Annotated in this window: 17 protein-coding genes, 1 tRNA gene and 1 pseudogene; 6 read left to right on the top strand and 13 right to left on the bottom strand. The window is 56.2% G+C overall.

Translation table 11 applies throughout. The features are described 5' to 3' along the window. Window positions 1–70: 70 nt before the first annotated feature. Window positions 71–904 carry a twin-arginine translocase subunit TatC gene (gene tatC / locus Q1K76_RS08760; protein WP_300132630.1) on the top strand — a complete coding sequence of 278 codons (834 nt, stop codon included), beginning with the start codon at window positions 71–73 and terminating at the stop codon, window positions 902–904. Here tatC and Q1K76_RS08755 read toward each other — a convergent pair. The 8 genes from Q1K76_RS08755 to Q1K76_RS08720 all read right to left on the bottom strand — a co-directional run bounded on the left by Q1K76_RS08755 (window position 901) and on the right by Q1K76_RS08720 (window position 15,523). Then, window positions 901–1,653 (bottom strand): LytTR family DNA-binding domain-containing protein, encoded by a 753-nt coding sequence (locus tag Q1K76_RS08755; protein ID WP_300132627.1) that lies wholly within the window; start codon window positions 1,651–1,653, stop codon window positions 901–903. The two genes, tatC and Q1K76_RS08755, sit on opposite strands and share 4 nt — an antisense overlap. Continuing rightward, a complete protein-coding gene (locus tag Q1K76_RS08750) occupies window positions 1,650–2,693 on the bottom strand; it encodes a histidine kinase (RefSeq protein WP_300132625.1) in 1,044 nt (347 codons plus the stop codon). The genes Q1K76_RS08755 and Q1K76_RS08750 overlap by 4 nt, the downstream gene beginning before the upstream one ends. Window positions 2,694–2,705: 12 nt before the next feature. Then, window positions 2,706–3,629, bottom strand: a complete 924-nt coding sequence (locus Q1K76_RS08745; protein ID WP_241147813.1) for an efflux RND transporter periplasmic adaptor subunit — start codon at window positions 3,627–3,629, stop codon at window positions 2,706–2,708. Window positions 3,630–3,679: 50 nt separating this feature from the next. Then, a complete protein-coding gene (locus Q1K76_RS08740) occupies window positions 3,680–8,005 on the bottom strand; it encodes a CusA/CzcA family heavy metal efflux RND transporter (RefSeq protein WP_300132622.1) in 4,326 nt (1,441 codons plus the stop codon). A 324-nt stretch (window positions 8,006–8,329) separates the two neighbouring features. Then, window positions 8,330–10,333 (bottom strand): DUF4954 family protein, encoded by a 2,004-nt coding sequence (locus Q1K76_RS08735; RefSeq protein WP_300132619.1) that lies wholly within the window; start codon window positions 10,331–10,333, stop codon window positions 8,330–8,332. Between the two features lie 66 nt (window positions 10,334–10,399). Further along, window positions 10,400–11,647: a GTPase HflX gene (gene hflX, locus Q1K76_RS08730; protein ID WP_300132616.1), complete on the bottom strand. Its 1,248-nt coding sequence runs from the start codon at window positions 11,645–11,647 to the stop codon at window positions 10,400–10,402. A 54-nt stretch (window positions 11,648–11,701) separates the two neighbouring features. Beyond that, on the bottom strand, window positions 11,702–14,239 hold the full coding sequence (locus Q1K76_RS08725) for a zinc-dependent metalloprotease (RefSeq protein WP_258327065.1): 2,538 nt from the start codon (window positions 14,237–14,239) through the stop codon (window positions 11,702–11,704). Between the two features lie 315 nt (window positions 14,240–14,554). Next, entirely contained in the window at window positions 14,555–15,523 is a 969-nt protein-coding gene (locus tag Q1K76_RS08720) for a phosphatidylglycerol lysyltransferase domain-containing protein (protein WP_258327064.1), read from the bottom strand. Window positions 15,524–15,848: 325 nt separating this feature from the next. On the opposite strand from Q1K76_RS08720, the gene asnA reads away from it, so the two are divergent. From asnA to Q1K76_RS08705, 3 genes are all read left to right on the top strand, one after another. Next, window positions 15,849–16,883 (top strand): aspartate--ammonia ligase, encoded by a 1,035-nt coding sequence (asnA, locus tag Q1K76_RS08715; protein ID WP_087408335.1) that lies wholly within the window; start codon window positions 15,849–15,851, stop codon window positions 16,881–16,883. A gap of 151 nt (window positions 16,884–17,034) precedes the next feature. Continuing rightward, window positions 17,035–17,108: transfer RNA gene (locus Q1K76_RS08710), tRNA-Asp, on the top strand. A gap of 440 nt (window positions 17,109–17,548) precedes the next feature. Beyond that, a complete protein-coding gene (locus Q1K76_RS08705) occupies window positions 17,549–18,043 on the top strand; it encodes a hypothetical protein (RefSeq protein ID WP_087408334.1) in 495 nt (164 codons plus the stop codon). 48 nt (window positions 18,044–18,091) lie between these two features. On the opposite strand, the pseudogene Q1K76_RS08700 reads toward Q1K76_RS08705, so the two are convergent. Continuing rightward, window positions 18,092–18,514: pseudogene (locus Q1K76_RS08700) on the bottom strand (mobilization protein); the annotation flags it as partial. A gap of 310 nt (window positions 18,515–18,824) precedes the next feature. Beyond that, the gene (locus tag Q1K76_RS08695) at window positions 18,825–20,027 is read right to left on the bottom strand and encodes a carcinine hydrolase/isopenicillin-N N-acyltransferase family protein (RefSeq protein WP_300132612.1); all 1,203 of its coding nucleotides are present in this window, start codon (window positions 20,025–20,027) and stop codon (window positions 18,825–18,827) included. A gap of 77 nt (window positions 20,028–20,104) precedes the next feature. Here Q1K76_RS08695 and Q1K76_RS08690 point away from each other — a divergent pair, with 77 nt between their 5' ends. Both Q1K76_RS08690 and dprA read left to right on the top strand, forming a co-directional pair. Then, complete coding sequence (locus tag Q1K76_RS08690) at window positions 20,105–20,512, top strand: thioesterase family protein (protein ID WP_298663121.1); 408 nt, start codon at window positions 20,105–20,107, stop codon at window positions 20,510–20,512. Window positions 20,513–20,539: 27 nt separating this feature from the next. Then, entirely contained in the window at window positions 20,540–21,637 is a 1,098-nt protein-coding gene (dprA, locus tag Q1K76_RS08685) for a DNA-processing protein DprA (RefSeq protein WP_300132610.1), read from the top strand. Between the two features lie 89 nt (window positions 21,638–21,726). On the opposite strand, the gene Q1K76_RS08680 is transcribed toward dprA, so the two are convergent. The 3 genes from Q1K76_RS08680 to Q1K76_RS08670 form a co-directional block, all read right to left on the bottom strand. After that, window positions 21,727–22,671, bottom strand: a complete 945-nt coding sequence (locus Q1K76_RS08680; RefSeq protein WP_300132608.1) for a cation diffusion facilitator family transporter — start codon at window positions 22,669–22,671, stop codon at window positions 21,727–21,729. Window positions 22,672–22,689: 18 nt separating this feature from the next. After that, window positions 22,690–23,748, bottom strand: coding sequence for a tryptophan--tRNA ligase (trpS, locus tag Q1K76_RS08675; RefSeq protein ID WP_087408329.1), 1,059 nt, complete (start codon window positions 23,746–23,748; stop codon window positions 22,690–22,692). Between the two features lie 352 nt (window positions 23,749–24,100). After that, entirely contained in the window at window positions 24,101–24,577 is a 477-nt protein-coding gene (locus Q1K76_RS08670; RefSeq protein ID WP_087408328.1) for an Lrp/AsnC ligand binding domain-containing protein, read from the bottom strand. Window positions 24,578–24,671: the final 94 nt, after the last annotated feature.

Here is a 24,671-nt window from a genome sequence, read left to right as displayed (position 1 = left end):
GGCACATCGGTAAAAATCGAACTTTGTCGCCGTGCGGTTCTCACACTGCAGGCCGAACTGTTGTATTTGTATGAGCAACGAACTGAAAGAGATGAGTTTTTGGGAACACGTCGAAGACCTGCGTAAGGTTATCTTGCGTTCGGTCGGAGCTATCGTCGTGCTGGCCATCGTCTTCTTTGCACTCATGCCCCATATCTTCGACAGCATTATTCTGGCTCCCTGCCACTCCGACTTCATTCTGTACCGGTGGCTCTGCGCACTCAACCAGCACACGGCCATCCTGCCCGACTTTTGCAACGACCAGTTCGAGGTCAAACTCATCAACATACAACTGGCCTCGCAGTTCTTTATTCACATGAGTACCTCCATGTGGCTTGCCCTGCTGGTGGCTTTTCCTTACATCATCTATGAACTGTGGACTTTCATCAGTCCCGGACTCTATGCGGGCGAGAAACGTCACGCCCGGGGTGCCTTCCTGGCCGGGAACATCATGTTTTTCATCGGTATTGCCGTCGGCTATTTTCTGGTATTCCCCCTCACCCTGCGGTTCCTGGCCGAGTATCAGGTGAGCGAAATGGTGCCCAACCAGATTTCGCTCGACTCTTACATGAACAACTTCCTTACGCTCAACTTCGTCATGGGGTTGGTCTTCGAGTTGCCGCTCCTCTGCTGGCTGCTCTCGAACATGGGACTCATCTCGCGGCAATTCTTCAAGACTTACCGCCGCCACGCCATCGTCATTCTGCTCATTCTGGCCGCCTTTATTACCCCCTCGAGCGATCCCTTCACCCTTTCGGTCGTATTCATCCCGCTCTATGCTCTCTACGAAATCAGTGCCTGGGTGGTGAAACCCACCCCCAAAGAGGAGGAAGAGGAGGATGACAACGAGAACTCTCCCGCTTAAAACCAATCTCTGAAAGCTGGCACACGGGCCTTGCTGATGATGACCTTCTCGGTCGTAGGGGGTGTGAGTTGCAGCACCATGCGCCCGCCAAACCAGAGGCTCACGCCGGTAACGGCCTTGTGGGCAATGATGTATTGCCGGTTGGCCCTGAAAAAGTGGCGGGGGTTGAGCTGTTCGGCCAACTCGTCGAGAGTTTGCTGAAAGTCGAATGTCTCGCCCAACTGCATCACGGCCTTGACCGAACCGCCATCGATGTAGAAATAGCTGATTTGCTCCACACTCACGGGCACGAAGCGGTCGCCCTTGACGGGGACCAGGAAGTGGGTTTTGTAACTCTCCTCCCGCTTCAAGGCCCGCATCACCGCCTGCAGGTCGGCAGCCGGTTGCGGGGTGCCGCCCAGCATCTTCAGTTTGTCGATGGCCTTCTGCAGGTCGCCGCTGCCGATGGGTTTCAACAGATAGGCGATGCTGTTCACCCGGAAAGCCTGCAAGGCATACTCGTCGTAGGCGGTGGTAAAGATGATGGGACAGGTGATGTCGATATGCTCGAAGATGCCGAAGGCCGACCCGTCGGCCAGGTGTATATCCATGAATACCAGCTCGGGCATGGGATGAGCGGCAAACCACTCCAGCGCACCGGTCACACTGTCGGTCTCGCCTACGATGTCAAACTCGGCATCGACCTCTTTCATGGCCGCCTTCAGGTTGCGCAGGGCCGCTTTTTCGTCTTCTATAATCAAGGTCTTCATATCAACGGCAAAGTTACTTTAAAGTTTTTCTCGCTCTCCTCGATGGTGATGTCGCGCCCGAAAAGCAAGCGGTAGCGCTTGGAGAGGTTGGCCAGCCCGATGCAGGTACTGCTGCTGTCGGTCAGTTTGGGTTGCAGGCGGTTGCTCACACACAGTCCGTCGCCCTCGGCACCGATGCGTATGGTGAGCGGGTTGCGGTTGCTGATTTCGTTGTGTTTCACCGCATTTTCGACCAGCATCTGCACCGCCATCAGCGGCACTTGCCGCTGCATCAAGGCCTGCGGGATGTCAATGTCGAAGTGCAGGTTATCCTCATAGCGCATCTGCAGCAGATAGATGTACGACTGCACGAAGTCCATCTCCTCCCGCAGGGTGACGGTGTGCGTCTGGTTGTCGTGCAGCGTGTAGCGCATCACCCGCGAGAGCTCCTGCAGATAGTTCTGCGCCTTGTCGGGCGACTCCCGAATGAGCGAATAGAGCGTGTTGAGCGAGTTGAAGAGCATGTGCGGGTTGAGCTGGCTCTTCAAGGCCTCGTACTGGTTGACGAGATTTTCGGTGCGTAACTGTTCGTTCTCGAGCAACATGCGCTGGCTGCGTCGACTCTGGTGGTCCAAATAACTGGTGCCCGTAACGATACAGGCAATGAGTATATCGCGCAACGGATGCAGGTAGTGATGCAACATGGCCGTGATGGCCGGGACTCCGAAATGTTCATGGGCATAAACAAAACCTTTGCCCAACAGATTACAGGCGGCCAGCGTAACGACAAAGGTCACCGCCACCCGCCGCCAGCTCAACTCGGCCGTCGGCTTGTTGAGCCTCATCATCCCGATATTCAGGAAGAACAGCAGCACGGTAGAGAGATAGGTAAACAGTATCTCATAACTGACGTTGGCCCAATGTACATCGGGGAAGAGGCGGCTGCCCGCCTCGGGCTCGGAGAGCGCAATCAGCTCGGGCAGGTGCATGAGGAATGCCACCAGAATGGAGATGGCATTCATCATCAGGAGGAATCGCTTATGGATGTGAAACAACTTCATGCCCCAAAGTTATCATTTTTTATCCGTAATCGTGGCAGCCACATACATTCCCGGTCTGAAATTGGAGTAGGGTTGCAAAATGCGGGCATAGACCTTGATGGAACGGTTGACGTTGTCGACCATCTGGTCTACCGAAACAAGCTCGGCCGAGAAGGTGGTATCGGGCATGCCGTTGACCTTGAAGGTGAAGCGGGTACCCGGCTGCAGTTTGTTCAGGTCTTTTTCGTAGGCCGTCAGCTGCAACATGGGGTTGTTCTTGTCGATAACATCGCAAACAGGTTCACCCGCAGCAAAATACTTGCCGGCGTTGATGTCCATGTTGGTCACATAGCCGTTGCGCGGAGAGCGTACCTCCAGATAGGTGCGTATGCCTTTCCGGTTCAGCGACGCCGTGTCGGTACCCAGCAGGGCAAGTTGTGCGGCAGCCGCCTCCATGCGGCTCTTCATCGACAGGTAGTCGGCCTTGCTCTGTTGCAGACGCTTGAGCGAAGCCGATTCGCCCGATACCAGACGTTGCTGACGCTCATACTCCTTCTTGAGATATTCGGCCTGAGCGGCGGCATCGAGATAGGATTGCTGGAGCTCGATATAGGCCGGATTGGCCAGCGTAAGAATCACCTCGCCCTTGCTCACATACTTGCCGGGCAAGACCCGAATATCCTGCACCGAACCGCCCATACTCAGCGTAACGGTGACGTGATTTTGCGGCGGCATCACGATAATGCCGTTGAACGACGGCGGATTGGAGACGTTGGTGGCTCCGCTCACGCCATCGACCTTAGGGGTCTGGGCACTGTCGCCCGAGGCTTGTGCCACGGTGTCGGCCGGAGCAGCCGACCCGGCCGACGGAGTCGACGAATTGGAACACGATACGGCCAGCAAGGCAAGGGCCACGTAAATCATTCGTTGTTTCATCAGGTTCATTCTGTTATTCATTGTTCTTTGAGTTTTTGAGGTTGGGTAATTAAAGGGGGTAAACCGGCGGCTCACTCGGTATAGAGTTCGAGCTCGAGCACGGTGATATTGTAGGCATATACCGTTTCGATGTAGCCCCGGCGTATTTCGCGGGCGGCATTCAAGCTCTGGATAAATTCGCTAATGTCGGTTTCGTTCTCCTGGAATTTCTTGACGGCACTGTTTTGCAGGGCCTCGGCCTCCTTGACGGCAGCCTGCTGGTAGTAGAGCAGACGCTCGCGCTGGCGCACCAACTGGTTCTGCAGTTCGCTCACCCGGTTGGAGAGCTGGCGGCGATTGTCCTCGGCCTGCCAGTTGGCAATCTGCAGGTTGATGCGGGCCTGCTTGGCCCGGCTTTGCTGCGGAAAGAAGAGTATGGGGAACGATACGCCCACCATCCACGAGTTCAGGCCCGAGAGGGGGGCTATCTTCTGGCGCACATAACCAACCGAAATTTCGGGGAAGAAGCGGCTGCGCTCGATTTTCAGCATATCCCGCTTCTCCTGTACCTGGGCACTGAAGTAGTCGAGATGACGCGACGAGAGCGACAGGCCGTCGGTCTGTATCTGCATCACGGCCAGCGAGGTATCGGCCGGCAACAGGGCCTCGTCGCTGTAACAGGTCCAGGCAAACCGGCGCTCGGCCAGGTTCAACTCTTCCGAAGCCTCCATCCAACGGGTGTGCAGGTCGGTGGCCAGGGCCGTAATCATGTTGCGCTCGGCCAGGTCGATGTCGCCCTGCTGGTAGCGTTGCTCGCCGCTGTTCCGCAACCGCTCGGCCAGCGCCTTCTGCCCCCGATAGAGGGCGTCGATGTGGTAGGCATACTGGTAGTAGGCCCATGCCCGTTTCACCTCGGCCGTAATCTCTTTCTTCACCATGTCGCGGTAGCTCTCGCCCTTGCTTATCTGCGTGTTGGCCAGGGCATTTTTATAGAAGGGGGTGAGCAGCGAGCCGAGCGACTGCTCGATCGACAGTTCGTTGTCCTTGCTGCTCTCGCCGTTCAGTTGCCCCCAGGAGTAGCTGAACGAGGTGCTGCCGCCGTCCCAGGCTTCGCCCTTTGTGACGCGGGCCAGGGAGATTTCCGACTCGGCCATCTTCAACCGCGGGTTGTTGCTCTGGGCCATCTCGATGGCCTGCTCCATCGTCACGGTCTGCTGGGCCTGTGCGGCAGGCACGAAGGCTATCAGCAAAGCCAGACCCAAAGCAGCCTTACGGAGAGAGCGGCGACTCTTCCGGCGCAGCCGTTTGGCGGCCAGGATGCTCACGATACGGTAAAATGCGGGGATAATGATGAGCGTCAGGGCGGTCGAAACAATCAAGCCACCAATCACTACCGTGGCCAACGGGCGCTGTACCTCGGCACCGGCCGACTTGGCTATGGCCATCGGCACGAAGCCCAGCGAAGCTACCAGACCGGTAAGGAATACCGGGCGCAACAGGTGCGGGCAGCCCTCGGCAATGATGCGGCTGGTCGTCAAGGGATACCGGGTACGCTTGCGTATGTCGTTGAAGTGGTTAATCATGAGGATACCGTTCAGCACCGCCACACCGAAGAGGGCAATGAACCCGACACCGGCCGAGATGCTGAAGGGGAGGCCGCGCAGCCACAGGGCCACGATACCGCCGATGAGCGAGAGGGGCACGGTAGAGAATACGACCAGCGAATAGGTGATGCTGTGGAAGGCAAAGAAGAGCAACAGCAAGATGAGCATCAGGGCGATGGGGATAACCACCGTGAGGGTGCTGATGGCATTTTGCAGGTTCTCGAACTGGCCGCCATACTCGAAGTAGTAGCCGGGCTTGAGTTTCACGTTCTTGTCGAGCGACTCTCTGATCTGGTTCACCACCTGCTGAATATCGGCATCGCGCACATTCACACCGATAACCACGCGTCGCTTGGTGGCGTCGCGGTTGATTTGCAGGGGGCCGTTTTCCAGCTCGATGCTGGCCACCTCGCTGACGGGGAGCTGTATGTTGTCTTTCGTGCGGACAAAGAGCTTGTCGATGTTCAGGTCGCTCACCTTGTTCTTATCCAGGCGAACCACGAGGTCGAAGCGGCGCTCGTTCTCAAAGACAACCCCGGCCGTCTCGCCCGCATAGGCGGTGCGGATAACGGTATTCAGCTCTTCGATGTCGATGCCGTAGCGGGCAATCTTGGCCCGGTCGAAGTGAATGAGCAACTGGGGCAGACCCATGGCCTGCTCTACCTGCACGTCGGCCGCACCCGGCACCTGCTCGACATAGCGGGCCGCCTCGCGCGCCTTGCTGTACAGCTCGGCCATATCCTCGCCGTAGAGCTTGATGGCAATATCGGCCTTGGCACCGGTCATCAGCTCGTTGAACCGCAACTGAATCGGCTGGCTGAAGTTGAACTCGGCACCGTCGATCGAGTCGAGGCACTGCTTCATCTTCTCCACCATCTCGGCCCGGCTCGAGGCCGACGTCCATTCGCTGAAAGGTTTCATCACAATCATCACGTCGGCATCCTCGACGGCCATCGGGTCGGTAGGCACCTCGGCCGTACCTATTTTGGCCACTACGTGCTTGATTTCGGGGAAACGCTCCTTGAGCCGTTTCTCGGCCTCGAGCGAAACCTCGATGCTCCGGCTCAGCGAGCTACCGGCCGGGAGGGTCATCTGCATGGCAAAATCGCCCTCGTCGAGCGTCGGGATAAACTCGGCACCCAACCGGGTGAAGAGCAGCAACGACAGCACCAAAGCCACGAAGGCAGCGGCCACCGTGCCCCACACATGGGCCTGGCTGAAGCGGAGCGTGCGCCGATAGAGGCGGTTCAACCAGTCGAAGAAGCGGTCGGCAAAGGTCCGCTTCACGGTCATCGTCCGTTTCAGGCAGAGCGACGCCATCATGGGCACATAGGTGAGCGACAGGATAAGGGCGCCGATAATACAGAAGACGAGCGTCTTGGCCATCGGCGTAAAGTATTTGCCCTCGATGCCGCTCAGAGTAAGTATGGGGAAGAATACAATCAGGATAATGAGCACGGCAAAGGTAGCACTGCGGGCTACACGGCCGGCCCCCTTCTCGACCTCGTCGTTCATCTCTTCACGCGACAGCGTGCGACCGCGCAACTGCCGCCCGTAGAGGTGGGCCAGGATACCCTCCAGAATGACGATGGACCCGTCGACCACAATACCGAAGTCGATGGCACCGAGGCTCATCAGGTTGGCCGAGACGTTGAAGATGCGCATCAGGATAAAGGCAAAGAGCATGGCCAGCGGGATAACCGATGCGACAATCAACCCGGCCCGTACATTGCCCAGGAAGATAATCAGCACCAGAAATACGATGATGGCACCCTCGACCAGGTTGCGAATCACGGTCGAAATATTCCGGTTCACCAGCTCCGAGCGGTTCAGGTAGGGCTCGACCGACACCCCTTCGGGCAACATCTGCTGCACCTTGGCCACCCGTTTCTCCAGCTCCTTGGTTACCACGTTGGCATTGGCACCCTTGAGCATCATGGCGATACCGCCCACACACTCGCCCTCGCCATCCTTGGTCATGGCACCGAAGCGTTTGGGAGCGCCAAACTGCACACGGCCTATATCGCCGATGTGTATGGGGATACCGCCCCGGTTGGTCACCACAATCTGCTCCACGTCGTGCAGGTCTTTAATCATACCCTCGGAGCGTATGTAGTAGGCGCGGTTTATCTTTTCGATATAGCTGCCTCCCGTATTCTGGTTGTTCCGGCTCAAAGCCTCGAACACCTCGCCTATCGTGATGTTGAGCGAATAGAGAGCGTCGGGGTCGACAGCCACTTCGTACTGCTTCAGATAGCCGCCGAAGCTGTTGATTTCGACAATGCCGGGAATACCCGAAAGCTGACGTTTCACAATCCAGTCCTGGATGGTGCGCAGCTCCATGGCATCGTAGCGGTCTTCATAGCCCGGCGCCACCTTGAGCACATACTGGTATATCTCGCCCAGACCGGTGGTGATAGGCATCAGCTCGGGAGTTCCCAGTTCCGGCGGGATTTCGCCCGATACCATCTGAATCTGTTCGTTGACCAACTGGCGGGCATCCAGCGTGGGCACATCCTCCTTGAAAACCACCGTCACAAGCGACAGCCCGAAACGCGATACCGAGCGTATCTCCTCGACATTCATCACGTTGCTCATGGCTATCTCGATGGGGAAAGTAATGAGCTGTTCCACCTCTTGCGGGGCCAGCGTAGGCGACACGGTGACAATCTGCACCTGGTTGTTGGTGATGTCGGGCACGGCATCGATAGGCAGCGTCAGCATGGAGTATATGCCGCCCGCCAGAAGCAACAGGGTGGTCAGGGCCACAAACAGCTTCCTTCGGATTGAAAAGTGTACGATCTTTGAAAACATATACGATAGATACTAAATTTATAATCGTTACAAAGTTACTGTCTCCTTGCACTCTTGCCTCCTACTTGCCGGTGAACCGACCAAAATAGGGGTTGAAACGGAAAATCGGCCGGGTGATTTTCCCGCACCCTCAACTTCTCCGGCCCGTAATCACCGCCCCCTCCCCTTCCCGACCAACAAAACCCGACGGATACCACAAGGGGCCGCATCGCCTGTCGGCGACACAGCCCCTTGACTGGATACAACATGTAACCCGTGTTATGCCGGGTGATGGCGGGTATCAGAACCGAAATAGATTACTATCTTATTATTGTGCCATTCCCCTCATCCGGGAAATTTATCCATCAACCGCTCAAGCCGGCCGATGAGCTCGCGGCCGAGGGAGGTTTTCTCCTCGATGTGGCGGCAGACCATCTGGACGAAGGGGTCGCTCTCGAACTGGCCCCGCACCTGCTCGAAGTCGCCGTCGCGCTGGCTGGCCGAACCGTCGACCCCGAAGCCGATGCGCGAAACGGTCGAGAACTCCTTGCGGGCGTCGTCGTAGAGCAGGCGGTCGAGCTCCACGACCGACTCGTTCCACTGCCGCACGATGGCGACGATGTCCTGCGGGGTGAACCGGTCGACACTCTTCCCATACCAGCGGCTCATCTGCGAGCACACCCAGGTCCACTCCATGTCGTAGTAGCGGCTGTGCAGGTCGCGGAAGTCGGCTTCGGCCTGCTCGAGGGTGTAACGGTTGTCACCAACGATGCGGTCGATTTCGGCCTCGACGGCCTGTTTGGGCAGGATAAGTCCCGCCAGATCCACCCACTCGCCCAAGCCCAGCGGGTCGGTAGGTTGCAGCCTGCGGTGCAGGTCGGCGATGTCGGCGAAGGGAGCCCCCTCGAGACGCTTGATGATGGAGTTGCCCATGAACTTGTGCACGGCCAGCGTGTAGAGGTGTATCCCCTTCTCGAGCGACCTGTGCCTGATGGTGGTACTCTGGAACGAGTAGCTCTCGGAGGTTTCGCCCGAGGTCTGCTTGAGCCCCTGCAGGGTGTCGATGCCTTGCAGCATCTTCTGGATGGTATAGGGGCTGAGCAAGTTGAAGTTGATGCAGTCGAGCTTGTCGGGGTCGGTGCGGCGGTCGCGCTTGGGCCACTTCTGGGCATCGCGTATGGTGCCCACGCTCTTGAGGTTGGCCCCCGGCACGAGGTAGGAGTGCTTGCCGTGCTCGATCAGGTAGGAGAAGGGCATACCCGAGGTATCGGGGTGGTTGACGTGCCTCCCCATGATGAGCGAGAAGGCCCCTATCCTGGCGGGCCACAGCATGTAGGAGTCGCTGGTGGTCTTCGACCCGCGCTCGACCACACCCTGGTGGATGGGCCCCAGCTTGTACATGTGGTTGCTCTGGTTCGACCCGCTGCCGGCGTTCAGGAACGAGAACATGCCGGCAATGAGCAGACTCGACTTGTGCATGGTCACCGTGTAGGGGCCGGCAAAGATGGCGCAGGCCTCGCCGTTCTCGCCCTGGCAGTTGCTGAAGAAGAGCGAGTCGTGGGCCGAGAAGAGGTGCGACAGGTGGCAGGCTTGCCCTACGAAGCAGCGCGACAGTACCGCGCCGTCGCTCACGCAGGCGCCCGAGCTGATGATGAAGTCTTGTGCGGTGACGTTGGCCCCGATGGTTACGGGGGCCTCGGGGCAACTGTTGATGGTGCCGTTGTCGAGACGCGAGGCGCCGTCGATGCGGCAGGCATCGCCGATGCAGAGATTGCGTATCGTCCCCGTGTTGACGATATGCACACCGCGGCCTATGGTGCCGCAGTCGCTCGTCACGGTGGCGGTATAGTCGGCCACCAGCTGCCGGAGCCGCCCGATGAGGTCGGGCCGGTGGCGATACATGGCCATGAGGTAGGCCATCTGTGCCGAGAGCCGGTTGTAGATGGGAACCTCGCGGCCGCCCGTCTCGTTGAGTACCGACACCTCGGTGCCGTTGCCGAAGGAGCTCTCTCCCTCGGTCAGCAGCAGGTTCACGTTCTGGATGTAGCAGTCGTCGCCTATGCGATAGTTGGCGATGTAGTTGGCCACCCCCTCGATGAAGGTGTTGTTGCCCACCGTGCAGTTGTGCAGGGCGACGTGGTGCAGCCCGGCACGTCGGGTAAGTCCGCCCGGCAAGGCGAAGTTTTTTTCAAATACCCCTAGCCTTACCTGCCCCGAGAAACGGACATGAGTAACGGTTTCGGGCACGAAGCCTTCGGCTACAAGCACCTGGCTCCAGTCGTCGGCCACGCAACCCTGGGCTGTGAGCCGGCTGATTTCTGAGTCATTGAGTTTACGATAATTCGTCATACTGGCAAAGATTAAGAGGCCGGAGGAGGTAGCCCGGTGAATTATTCAGGCAGAGAGGCGCCCCGGTCAGGAGGCGCCTTCGTCGTCGTTGTTGTCGGTGGCAATCTCGTCGTAGTGCTGGAAGAGGAAGTCGTTGTAGGGGAAACGCGTGGTGTGAATCTCCTTCACACGCTGGTAGAGCAGCGACTTCAGCTCGTCGATGTTGGTCTTGTTGCGGGCCGAGATGAAGATGCAGTTGTCGTTCATCTTGGCCATCCAGGTCTCTTTCAGCTCGTCGAGCGAGATGTTTTCGCGGGTGCGCGGAGTGAGGTCGTCGGCCGCCTTCTCGACGTAGGAGAAGGCATCGATTTTGTTGAATACCAGAATCATGGGCTTGTCGGCCGAGTCGCACACCTCTTGCAGGGTCTTGTTCACCACCTCGATCTGCTCCTCGAAAGCCGGGTGCGAAATGTCCACGACGTGGAGCAGCAGGTCGGCCTCGCGAACCTCGTCAAGGGTCGACTTGAACGAGTCGACCAGGTGGGTGGGCAGTTTGCGAATGAACCCTACGGTATCGGAGAGGAGGAAAGGCAGATTGTCGACAATCACCTTGCGCACCGTGGTGTCGAGGGTGGCAAAGAGCTTGTTCTCGGCAAAGACCTCGCTCTTGGCCAGCAGGTTCATCAGGGTCGACTTGCCCACGTTGGTATAGCCCACCAGCGCCACGCGCACCAGTTTGCCGCGGTTTTTGCGCTGGATGCTCTTCTGGCGGTCGATGCTTTTCAGCTCCTCTTTCAGGTGCGAAATCTTGTCGAGGATGATACGACGGTCGGTCTCGATCTGGGTCTCACCGGGACCACGCATACCGATACCACCCCGCTGCCGCTCGAGGTGCGTCCACAAGCGGGTAAGCCGCGGCAGCAGATACTGGTATTGCGCCAGCTCGACCTGCCGTTTGGCGTTGGCCGTCTGGGCCCGTTTGGCAAAGATGTCGAGAATGAGGCTGGTGCGGTCGAGAATCTTCACTTGCAGCTCCTTCTCGATGTTCTGCACCTGCTTGGCCGAGAGGTCGTCGTCGAAGATGACCATGCCTATCTCGTTCTCGTCGATGTAGTTCTTGATTTCGGCCAACTTGCCCGCACCGACGAATGTGCGGGAGTTGGGGGTGTCGAGCCGTTGCAGAAACTTCTTCACGGGCTGGGCACCGGCAGTTTCGGCCAGGAAGGCCAGTTCGTCGAGGTATTCGTTAACTTTCGCCTCGTTCTGGGTGTTGGTAATCAACCCCACCAGAACGGTGCGTTCGGTTTCTTCTTGGGTTAAGATAAATTCTTTCATGCGTTATGCTCCAAAGACCTGCCATGCACATAATGCTTTTCGCCGGGTCTTTGTTTAGTTGTTAAACAGTTTTTCAATCGTGACAATCTGGTAATCGTAAAAGTCGCGGGTGGCAGCATCGGTGGTGACGGCCCGTTTCTGCTTGTAGAGCGTGAGTACCTTTTTGAGGGCTCCGCTCATGTAGGGTGCCATTTCGGCTACCGACATCGAGGGCCCCAGCGTGAAGCGGGTGAACGACTGCTCTTCGGCCTGGTGTGCCATCACGTGGCTGCAGGGAAAGGGAATCCCCTCGAGGTCAACATCGTCGGTCAGGGTCCCCAAATTCACCTTCACCGGAGTTCCCTGCAAATCGGAGTACTGGATGAGCAGCTCGATGGTCTCGCTTTGCAGGTCGCGCTCCACGTCGTTGAGCTTGCGACCCTGGTAGGTGGCCTTGAAGACCTCGGCAATCACGTCGCTGAGGTAGCTCTCGACGGTGTAGTTTTTCACCGGGTCGATGGCTCCACCCTCACGGATGCGGAAGAGGGTAGCCGGTTTGATGAGGCTGGCCGGGAGGGTGCGGTGTATCGAGCTGGCGTAGTTGACGTTGGCTCCGATGCGTTGCAGCAGGTCGGCCGGGGTGAGCCAGTCGCGATAGGTACGGGCCTGGTTGAGCACCCATTTCAGGGCCTTCCGCTGGGTAGCCTTGTCGAGGTAGACATAGGGCAGCGTATCGTCGCCCTGGCGCACCTCGGTATAGAGCACACCGCCGATGTAGGGCACCACGTGGCGCAGGTGGCGGTTGTACTGTTGCACGAGTGCCGAGTATTCGTCGCGTATCGTACGGTAGTCTTTCCCCTCGTCGAAGAGCCATTTCTCGAAATTCTTCACGATAATCTTGAGATTCGATATGGCCATCTCGCCTGCCTTGAAGTGGTCGTTGCTCAGGTCTTCGGTCTGGTCGGTGGGGTCGTAGGTATCGGGGTACTGCTGGGCTCCGAAGGTGTACATGGGGTCGGCCTTCTTCTCGGCTATCCAGCGGTCGAGCGTGGCCACCTCGTCTTGCGGAGTGGCGGCACCGTCAATCAGTCGGTAACCCCAGTTGATGGCGTAGATGTCGTAGACTCCCAGGATGGGCGGGGTGAGCCGCACGCCGCGCTCATAGTCGCCGGGCTGGGCCACGAAGTTGTTGCGGGCATAGTCCATGATACTGGGCGTAGTACCATACTTTTGAGTAAACGAGGGGCTGCGCAGCGAGTCGATGGTGAAGGCGTAGCTGGCTCCCATGTTGTGCATGAGGCCCAGCGTGTGACCAATCTCGTGCGAGGCGACGTAGCGCAGCGATTCGCGCATGACGTCGTTGTCGAAGGTCTCCTGTCTCACCCGCGGGTCTACGGCTCCCGTCTGGGCAAACCGCCAGTTGTGTACCAGCGAGATGACGTTGTGATACCAGATGACATCGGCCGTGAGGATTTCGCCGCTGCGGGGGTCGACATAGCTCGGGCCCATGGCGTTGGCAATATCGGTGACGGCATATTTCACACAGCTGTACCGCATGTCGTCGGGGTCGAAGTCGGGGTCGTTCTTGGGATAGTCGCGGGCCACGATGGCATTCTTGAAACCGGCAGCCTCGAAGGCGGTGTTCCAGTCCTCCACACCTTGCTTCACGATGTCGCGCCACTTCTCGGGGAAGGCACTGTCGACGTAGAAGACAATCGGCTGCTTGGGCTCAACCAGCTCGCCTCTGAAGTAGGCTTCGCGATCCTCGTCCTTCGGTTCGAGCCTCCAGCGGTGGATGTATTGCGTGCGGTCTATGCGGTCCTTGTCGCTCGTGTAGATGTTTTTGGTACTCGAGAAAAAACCCACCCGACGGTCGTAGATACGGGGACGCATGGGTTGCTCGGGCAGAAGCACCAGCGAGCGGTGCATGGTCACGGTGCAGATGTTGTCGCCGGTGAAGCTGAGCACCGAGCGAATCTCGCAGTTCTGCGGGAAACTCTTGGCTCCCAGAATGTAGGAGTTGGCCGAGGTGTAGGTGCCCGTCTTTATCTTGGAAGAGGGATTGCTGGGCATGGGGCTGATAATCTTCTCGTTGGTCTTGAAGAAGTCGCTCATGTCCACCACCACGTCCTTGCCGTTCTTGGCCTCGATTTTGAAGGCCTTGATGATGGGGTCGCCGAAGTTCTTGTCGAACGAAGCAGCAATGGGGTCGTCCTTGTCGATGATGTTGCTATGCTGCACCAGGTGCATGAAGAGCGTCTGCTCGTTCTTGCTGAAGCGAATCATAAAGGGGTCGGTGGTCATCTCGCCGGCCACGAAGAGCTTGGGGTCGGTGGTAGCGGCCACCCGGCTCGAGAGCAGGAAGATGCGGTTCATCAGCGAGTCGGGCACCTCGACCAGCAGTTTGTTTTCGGTGGTCAGATGCAGGGTGAACATGCCCTTCTGCGTCTTGGCTCCCTTGACGAGCTTGTCGTATTTCGACTCTTTGGCGGTCGTATCGGCCACCTGTTCTTTCTTGTTCTCTTTTTTACTTTTCCGTTTGGCGTAGCAATCTGCGGGGGTCACTCCGGCAACGAGGAGGGCCGCAAGCGTCGCCCATACCAGTTTCTTCATATCTCTGTTTTTTGTGTATGCTTCTCTATTGAAGTGCAAAAATAGAGCAAACCGACTGCAGAAACAAGTGACAAGGCGTAAAAAAACTGAATGAGCGTGCAACCTATCCCGCTATTTTAGTGGCCATTCGTTCTTCTTTTAGGGCTTCATACCCCGATGTTCACCTCATCCTCCACAGGCCCAGCCTCGTGTCGCAAAAGGGAAAAACACCGCAGACGGTATCTCCCGCATACCGTGCCGCAGCACGATACGACAGAGACGCCGCATCGGCAGTTGAATGACAAGAAAAACTCGGAAAGGCCCAAAAACCAGGCTTTAACGCAGATAGTCGTCGAGCGGAATGTTGTACTTTTTCAGGATGGTCTCGGGGTTGTACGACAACTTGGCCTCGCGCAGACCCGGGTCGCCGGCATCGTCCTCACGGTTGATGTACTGCACCTCGGGGTGAGCCTCGACCATCTGTGCCGAGTAGAACAGATTGATGGCTTCGTAGGCACCCACCACCTCCTTACGGGCTTTCTCGATATGCACGACCAGGGTATCGCCCACCACTTCGCCCACCGAGAAGGCGGCAATCTCGCCCCCCACGCGCAGCACACCCCCTTCGAACGGCAATCGGTCATACTCGCGCAGCACTTGAGCCACCATGCTCTCTTCGTAGGCAAACAGCTCGCTGTCTTTGTGATAGGCCTGCATGTAGCGGTCGAAGAAGGCAATCAGTTCGGGCAGGTTCTGCGGCGTGATGGCTTCGTATTGGAAATCGGGATAGGTGCTCTTGAACTTGTTCACCCGGTTGCGCTTCTTGTTGAAGCGGTGCCCCACGAGGGTAGCCAGGTCGGTAGCCCGGTAGAGGTAGTCGCCCCAGTCGGGCAGCTCGGTGATGGGGCAACCATAGAGTTCGGCAATGGCCTGCGCCGCCGGTTCAGGCACGGCCGAGAGGATAAACGGCAACCCGTGCTGGCGGCAGTAAGCCCCCAGCAGCGGCAATGAATCTTTCAAATCGAGACTCCCCACCGGCACGGCAAAAGCGGTGTTTTGCAGATGGTCTTCCTCGCCCCCCTTGATAAAGAGGGTATCGCGGCAGATGGCATACTCGTAACCAAAATAACCGACCCACATATAGATGCCGCCAATCGAGAAGTCGCAAGTGCGGTAGCTTTGTCGGGTCAGGTAAGGTGCTATCTCGTGCAGCGAGTCGAGAGTAATCGGTTTGAATACCAGGTGGCAATCGGTCGTTGCCGGTTGTGTAGATTCGGGGGTGATGCCCGGTCGGGTTGTCTCCATGAGGCTGTTTCTTTACTTAAATGGCTCAGGTTAAGAACGATTCGGTAAAATCGAAAATCGTCTGAGCGACTTCGTTATCGGTCGTTTGTACTATTTTCTCGGTGCAAAAATAGATAAATTTTATTAGTGACATATTTATAAACAATCTATTTTACCCGTTGGTTCCGAAAATTTAAAACTAATAGACATTCTTTTTCATAAAAGACACAATATTCTTGTTCAACATCTCAAATTGATATATAAATATTTGTATTATTAGAAAAATGATATATATTTGCAGAAATTTTGCACTAATTGAATTTGAACTTTAACCTGAAAAAACCAAATGTCACTCATCATTCCTCAACGCTATAAACTCAAACTTCTGCCCGAAACTACCGAGATGGCCATCAAGATGTTGAAAGATGCTTTTCAAGAGCGACTTTCCAAAGCCCTGAACCTGCGCCGGGTCACGGCCCCGCTGTTTGTACTCTCGGGCACGGGGTTGAACGACGACCTCAACGGCAACGAGCGTGCCGTGTCGTTCCCCATCGCCGCCATGGAGGGACGTCGGGCCGAGGTGGTGCACTCGCTTGCCAAATGGAAGCGGGTGAAACTGGGAGCCTACGACATCGCCCCGGGATTCGGACTCTATACCGACATGAATGCCATTCGCACCCACGAAGAGCTCGACAACCTGCACTCGCTCTACGTCGACCAGTGGGACTGGGAGAAGACCATCACCCGCGAAGACCGCAACCTCGAATACCTCAAGGAAACAGTGCGCACCATCTACCGCGTAATCAAGGAGTGCGAGGCCCTCATCTACGAAGAGTTCCCCCACATCACCCCCACCCTGCCCGACGAGATAACCTTTATCCACACCGAGGAGCTGCTGCAACAGTATCCGCACCTCACCCCCAAGGAACGCGAGGCGGCTGCAGCCCGACGTTACGGGGCGGTGTTCCTCATCGGCATCGGGCAACAACTCAGCGACGGCACCCGACACGACGGCCGCGCCCCCGACTACGACGACTGGACCACCCCCAACAGCGACGGCTACCTGGGGCTGAACGGCGATATTATCCTGTGGAACACCGTGCTGGAAATACCCTTCGAACTTTCGTCGATGGGAATACGGGTCGACAAGGAGGCGCTGCTCCGCCAGCTCGACATCTGTGGTTGCCCCGAGCGGGCACAACTCAATTTCCACCGGGCCCTGCTCCACGACGAACTGCCTCTCTCGATAGGCGGCGGTATCGGGCAATCGCGCTTCTCGATGTTTCTGCTCCAGAAAGCCCACATCGGCGAGGTACAGGCCAGCATCTGGCCCGAAGAGCAGATAGCCGAGTGCGCCCGGCACAACATTCATCTGTTGTAATCACTCCCGTGCTTTCGATTGATAATGAGATTTTTCCATACAACCGTACGAATCCCGGCCACAGAAGCAAAAAAATAATTCGATTTTTTTTGGAACGAAGAGTTGCAGAATTGAAAAAAGCGTTCTATCTTTGCACTCGCAAAACGAAACTGGTGCGGTAGTTCAGCTGGTTAGAATACATGCCTGTCACGCATGGGGTCGCGGGTTCGAGTCCCGTCCGCACCGCAATAGACATTGGAAATCAATGTTTTACAAATTAAGCACCCGATTTTACACCCAAGAATGTAAAGTTGGGTGTTTTCGTATTATTTATGATTATAAAGGGAGAGTATAAAAGTTTTTTGTCGATGCGTTCATAGGATTTATGTGCCTGATGTTTGCCGGGGGTATTGCTTATGCCATTTATCACGCCTTGTTCATTGCTGTTGTCCAGCAGAATATCGCTTCGGAAATTCTCGGGCGCACGTTTTCTTTGATATTTAGTCTGAGCACGCTCTCTTCCTTGTTGGGGATATTGGTATCGGGATATTTGGCTGAAAACATGAGTATTGCAACCTTGTTTGTAATCTGTGGGACGCTCATTGGAGCGGTCGGAGTAGCCGCGTGTTTCATCTCTTCGATAAAATCTCTGCAATAACATATTTATCACAAAGACATCGTTTATTATGACAAAAAAAGAACACATTACGATTTCAGACTTATTCCAAATATTGGATTTATTGGAAAGTACAGGCGTGAAGTATTGGCTCGATGGAGGATGGGGCGTAGATGCCCTGCATGGAGGGCAAACCAGAATCCATAGAGATGTGGATATTGATTTTGACAGCCGTTATACCGACAAATTGATTGCCTTTCTTCAGGAAAATGGTTTCGTCATAGAAACGGACTGGCTTCCTGCGAGGATGGAATTATACAGCGTCGAATTAGGGTATATAGACATACACCCGTTTATATTGAATGAGGATGGTACATCCAGACAAGCGGATTTGCAAGGTGGTTGGTATGAATTTCAGTCGGACTATTTTGGTGAAACTACTTTGGATGGCAGGGTTATTCCATGTATTTCATTGAAAGGGCAAAAGATATTCCATTCGGGATATGAATTGCGGGATAAGGATATTCATGACTTATCTATTCTTGATGCTATTTCAAAATCATAATTAAAAGCTGGAGGATCAATTCCCCCAGCTTTTTCAGCCCTCGTTACATCATAACTTGAATCCTCTACTTTTTCTTGGCTCTTCTGTTTTTCGTAAACCTTGCCGAAGTTTCTCCCATTGTTCTTTGAACCATTCGCCAATCGGTTGCCTGTTTATGGTCAGTACCAGTTTACTGTCATTGGTCGGATTCTTTTCCACTTTGAAAATATCATTCCTGATGTCAAACTTCCGTCTGTGCTCTTCGGAATAAATCCTGCCATTGCACCTGATAGCCTCTTTCTTCGTCAGAAGGCTCTCTATCATTTCTTTGGTGAAGCCGATGGCAGTGCATAGCTTTTCCATTCTCAACATTTCTTTGAGCATCGGGAACCATTTGAACGCCTTTTCAAGAATAGCATTCAGTCGTGATATTTCCTTGTCTTTGGCTTCAAGCTCCAGATTGTGTATTCCTTGCAGATTACGTATCTGCTTGCTGTAAAAGAAGTGCCTCTTTGTGGATTAACAAGCCGTAATTGGGAGTTCTCTACATCGTATGTCATACCGCGCTACGACACGGCGGTTTGGTCATTCCGCACCGTGATGCGGAATCCAGAGAATACTGTCTGCGGCATTTCCCCGTTTGCAGCCCGGGGTTGGACCCCGCATCGAGTGCGGGGTGACACACTGCAGACATACCGCGCTACGCGAGGACGGATTGTCTGTCATTCCACACCACGGATGTGGTATCCAGGAATATCCGGGCGGGACGGTCTACAAAAAGGAATATTCTCGGGAAAGAGATTTATCGGCTCCCGCTGTTCAACATTTTCTGAAAAAAGGCCGAGACTTGTTGCTCGATGCGGGTCATCGTGCGTTCGACCTGCCGGTCGTTCCACGAGCCGGAGCGGCGGGCCCCGTCGAGCAGGGTGCGACTTTGGGCATAGACCACCTTCTCGAGGCCGAGCAGTTGTTGGGTCATGCCGCTACCGTCGGGGCGGAAGAGGCGTGCCATGTGCAGGTAGTGCGACCCGCTGCCGCGCTCGATGGGGAAGGCTTCGCGCTTCAACGCATTGGCCCACTCGCACAAGGGGGCACGCAATGTGTCGCCGCTGGCCTGCAACAAAGCGGGCACGCCGCTGTTGCAGCCGAGCCACACCGGCAGCACCACCGAGCAGGGGGGATAGCCCAACACGGTCCACATTGTCGTAAAGCCCGGCGACTCGCCGGGCTTTACCCCCTCGACCACCAGCGAGGCCGAGGTGCTGCGCCGGGGAATGAAATCCTGATCGACCGCCCAGTTGTCGCCCGAGAAATCGCGCCCCAGCAACGTATGATAGAACGAACGGGAGCAGACGCCGGTGAGCCACTCGGGGGTAATGGCCTTTTGTGCCGCCACGGGGGCAAAAAGTCGGGCAGCATTGTCGTAGCGGATATAGCCGAACCCCTCGTCGGGGCGGCCCGACATCGAATAGTTGGTGCGCAGCAGATAGCCATCGGGAGCGTCGGCCACGTCGTAGCGGGTCACCTCGTAGTTGTTCACCTCGAAATAGGCGGCTCCCCCCTCGGCATCGATGGCCCCGAAATTGGCCTCCACCCCGATGGGCCGGGGCCACTCGTCGAGCAGGCGGGCGAAGTCGTCGACCGTGCGGCACACGGCCAAGGCCCGCTTCATCACCACCCCTTCGCGGTCGGCCAGCGACGAGGTGTCGTTCTTGAGGTTATACGAGGCGGTGTTCATCACGGCAAACCCTACGCTGTTGTAGCCGGTCCACACCTCGCGGGCCAACGTGTCGGTGCCGTTGACCACCCCCACGAAAGAGAATTGGCCCTTGACGGCATCGAAGCGCACGATGCGGTTGTTGAGGTCGGAGGCATCGCGATGCTTCCACAACAGCGGACGTCCGTCGGGGGTCACCCGCCCCGAAACGACTGCCGAGGTACAGGCCCAGGCCGGCATCCCGGCCACCACACACAAGAGAATGAGGAGAAACAACCGTCTACACATGGCTTTGATTTTTTACAAACATAGGGAAAATTCTTCATTTTTTCCGTAAGTTTGCAAAGAACAAATACCGAAAGATTATGTCACAATATATTTTCGAACTGGAGATGCAGGTGCGCGACTACGAGTGCGACATGGAAGGCATTGTCAACAACGCCAACTACCAGCACTATCTCGAGCACACCCGCCACGAGTTTCTGGCGGCTGCGGGCATCTCGTTCGTCGAGATGCGCGAGCGGGGCATCGACCCGGTGGTAAACCGCATCGAAATCAACTACAAGATGCCGCTGCGCAGCCGCGACCGCTTCGTGAGCAAACTCTACATGCGCCGCGAGGGTATCAAGTTTGTCTTCTATCAGGATATTTACAAGGTGTCGGGCGAACTGTGCATCAAGGCGGTGGTCGAGACGGTGTGCACCACACAGGGACGCATCACCCGCGGCGAGGAGTTTGTACCCTACTTCGAACGATTCCTGCAACAAGAGTAACCGACCAACCAATCATTCCCCCTCATCATGGAACAAGAGCTTCTCTACCGCATCGCGCTCTCGCGCATCAAGGGCATGAACAAGTCGCTGGCCCAGCACATCCACGAGACGGTCGACAGCCTGGCTCTGTTCTTCGAACTGCCCGAGGCCCAACTGCAACAGATGACGGGCATCACGGGGCGAATACTCCACGACGATGCCCGCCGCACAGCCCTGCAGGCAGCCCGACAGGAGATGGAGTTTATCGAGAAGGGGAACATCACCCCGCTCTACTTTACCGACCCCGCCTATCCGCACCGGCTCGTCGACTGCATAGACGCGCCGCCGCTGCTCTACTACCGGGGTACGGCCGACCTGAATGCCGCCAAGGTGGTGAGCGTGGTGGGTACCCGCCGGGCCACCGACTACGGGCGCAGCTTCTGCGAGGCGATGATTCGCGACCTGGCAGCCCGTTTTCCCCATCTCGTCATCGTGAGCGGACTGGCCTACGGCATAGACATCTGTGCCCACCGCGCGGCCTTGAAGCAGGGGCTCGACACGGTAGCCGTGCTGGCTCACGGGCTCGACCACATCTACCCCTCGAGCCACCGCAACACGGCGGCCGAAATGACGGCCCACGGCGGACTGCTCACCGAATACCCCGGCTACCACGCCATGCACCCGGCCTTTTTCGTGGCCCGCAACCGCATTGTGGCGGGACTGGCCGACGCCGTAGTCATTGTCGAGTCGCGCGAAAAGGGTGGCGCCCTCATCACCGCCGGCATTGCCGAGAGCTATCATCGCGACGTCTTTGCCCTGCCCGGCGACATACACCGCGAGAGTTCGGCCGGCTGCAACCACCTGATCCGCCGCAACCGGGCGGCCCTCATCACCTCGGCCGACGACCTCGTCGAAGCCATGTGCTGGCATGCCCCCCGACGCGAGGCGGTGCAACGCTCGCTCTTTCCCGACCTTACCGACGAAGAGCAACCGATTGTCGACTACCTGAAGGCCCGGGGCGAGGGGCAGATAAACCGCATGACCGTCGAGCTGAACCAACCGCTGTCGCAACTGCTGTCGGTGCTGGTCGAGCTGGAGTTCAAAGGGGTGGTCAAGGCATTGCCGGGCGGAGTCTACAAACTGTAAACCTCATCGCACGCACAAAAAAAGCGGGAGAAAAGGGGCTCAGACAGCCCGATTCCCTCCCGCCGGTATTTCATCGTTTTTACCTATCGCTACAAATAGGGTTGCGTGTCGTTGTCGCAATCGGTATCCCCGTCGCAACAGTCGCAATGGCCGTCGCAATGCTCCTCCTTAACCTCAAGTTCGAAGGTGGCATGGTCGATACCCAGCTCGTGCAGAGCCTGTTTCAAGCGATGTTTCACCTCGTGCATGCGCATGATGTCCGACACCACCACATGAGCCGTGAGCGCCGTTTGCGTGGTGCTGATGGCCCAGATGTGCAGATGGTGCACGTTGATGACGTCGGGGTCGGACGAGAGCACCTGCTCGACCCGCTCGACATCGATACCCTCGGGCACGCCGTCGAGCGCCAGGCGCAGGCTCTCCTGCAGCAGATGCCAGGTGGAGTAGAGAATCACCAGACCCACCACAATACCGATAATGGGGTCGATGATATTCCAACCCGTGTATTTAATCACTACACCCGAAATCAACACACCCACCGACACCAGCGTATCGGCCGCCATGTGCAGGTAGGCCCCCTTGACGTTCAGGTCTTTCGACTTGTCGGCAAAGAAGAGGTAGGCCGTAAAGGCGTTGACCACGATACCGATTGCAGCCACCCAGGCAATGGCACTACCGTCGAGCGGCGCCGGATTACGCAGCTTGTCGATACTCTCGTAGAGAATCACCGCCACCGCCACGAACAAGATAGCCGCATTGAGCAGCGATACCAGCACGGTACTCTTCTTGTAGCCATAGGTATACTGCAACGAGGGTTTCGCCAGCGAAAGACGCAAGGCGAAAAGGGCCAGGACGAGGCTCACCACGTCGCTCAGGTTGTGACCGGCGTCGGAGAGCAGAGCCAGCGAATCGTAGTAGAAACCGGCTCCCGCCTCGGCCACGACGAAGAGCACATTCAGCACGATACCGATGATAAACGACCGGTTGAGCTTCTGCAAATCGGGGGCCGGGTGATGGTGGTGATGATGTTCCATAGCGACGGAATATCTGGGTTAGAAAGGCTTGAATCCCATAATTTCACGCACCTCGCGCAAGGTCTTCGAGGCGGTTGCACGAGCCTTCTCGGCTCCCATCTTCACGACACGGGCCAGATAAGCCTCGTCGTTCTGGATTTCGAGGAAGCGCTCCCGAATCGGCAACGTCACCTTGAGAATATCCTCGGCCAGTTGCTTCTTCAAGTCGCCGTAACGGATTTCGCAGGTGTTGTATTTCTCTTCGAAGTAGGCAACCGTATCGGGCGAAGAGACGATTTTGAGCAACGTGAAGAGGTTCTCGACCGCCTCTACCTTGGGCGAATTGGGTACTTTGGGGCCCTCGTCGGTCACGGCACGCATGATTTTCTTGCGCAGCGTCTTCTCGTCATCAATCAGATAGACGCAGTTGCCCTCCGACTTACCCATCTTGCCCGAGCCGTCGAGACCAGGCACCTTGATAGGCTCGCAGCCGAAGTTGAAATTCTGCGGCTCGGCAAAATATTCGACCCCGTAGGTCGAGTTGAACCGACGGGCAAAACGGCGCGTCAGCTCCAGGTGTTGTTCCTGATCCTTGCCTACCGGTACATAGTTACCGTGTTGAATGAGAATATCGACCGCCATCAGCGTAGGGTATGTGAGCAATCCGGCATTCACCCGCTTGTTGGTGTTGTTGCCGATAATCTCGTGCTCCACATCCTCATCGCTATCGGACTTGATGCCCAGTTGCTTGCGGGCCTTGTCCTTGAACGAAGCCGTACGCATCAGTTCACCGATACCCACGTGCATATTCATCAGCAGATACATCTCCGGTATCTCGGGCACATCGCTCTGTACAAACAGAGTCGATTTTTCGGGGTCGAGCCCCGCAGCCAGATATTCGCAAAGGATGTCGCGCACGTTCTCATGCAGCGTCTTGGGATCGGGATGCGTAGTGAGAGCATGCCAGTCGGCTATAAAGAAATAGCTGTTGTACTTGTTCTCTTCCTGCATTTTCACAAAATTGCGCAGGGCACCATAATAATTTCCCAAATGTAAATTTCCCGTGGAGCGTATTCCACTAACTACAACTTCTTTCATTTCTCGTACAAATATATATCCTTATCATTATATTCGTTAGATGCCTCTCCGAGGCGGCTGCAGACTTATCGCCCGGGCGTTTGATTCGCTCCGAGGTCCAGCCCGTACGGGGCCCGGCAACACACTCCTGCAAAGGTACAAAAATAGCGGTAAGATGGTTTATCGCCCGAGTAAAAAATCACAACTATCCGCACAAACTACCGAGTCCCTGTTTGACAGAGGGGAACACAACCAGCGGAGCGGCAGAATCCGGAATGGCTGTGTGCGAAAACAAAGCCCGGTTCAACTCCTCTCCGTGGAGTGTAACCGGGCTCGTATATTCAATTTCGCTCAACTCTTTTTTTTGACGCTCTCAATCCAGGTCTTCCACCTCGTCGATAGGAAGCTGGCGACGGAATATCTCGCGGAAAGAGATCAACGTCTCGGTGCGCGACAGCCCGATGGGTTGCAGCTTGGTGTGGATAATCTCGAGCAGGTGCTGGTTGTTCCGGGCAAACAGTTTGATAAACATGTCGTACTGTCCGGTCGTGAAATGGCACTCGACCACCTCGGGAATTTTGTGCAACTCCTCCACCACGTGCTCGAAGTCGCCCGGATTCTTCAGGTAGAACCCCATATAGGCACACGTTTCAAACCCGATCTTGTTTGAGTCTATAATGTATTCCGATCCTTTGAGGATTCCCAGGTTGGTCAATTTTTGTACCCGCTGATGAATGGCGGCTCCCGAAACATTACACTCCCGTGCCACTTCGAGGAAAGGAATGCGTGCATTCGCTGCAATGAGTTTCAAAATTTTATAGTCCAATTCGTCTAACTGATGATGTCCCATGGTTCTTTTTTTCGATTTTTTACAACTGTTTTATTATTTTGAGAACAAAGATAGTAATAAATTTACAGGTTTCGATTATCTATCCTGTTAATTT

The organism is uncultured Barnesiella sp. (assembly GCF_946496565.1).
GTDB lineage: Bacteria > Bacteroidota > Bacteroidia > Bacteroidales > Barnesiellaceae > Barnesiella > Barnesiella merdigallinarum.
This window is presented reverse-complemented; position numbering and strand designations above follow the sequence as displayed.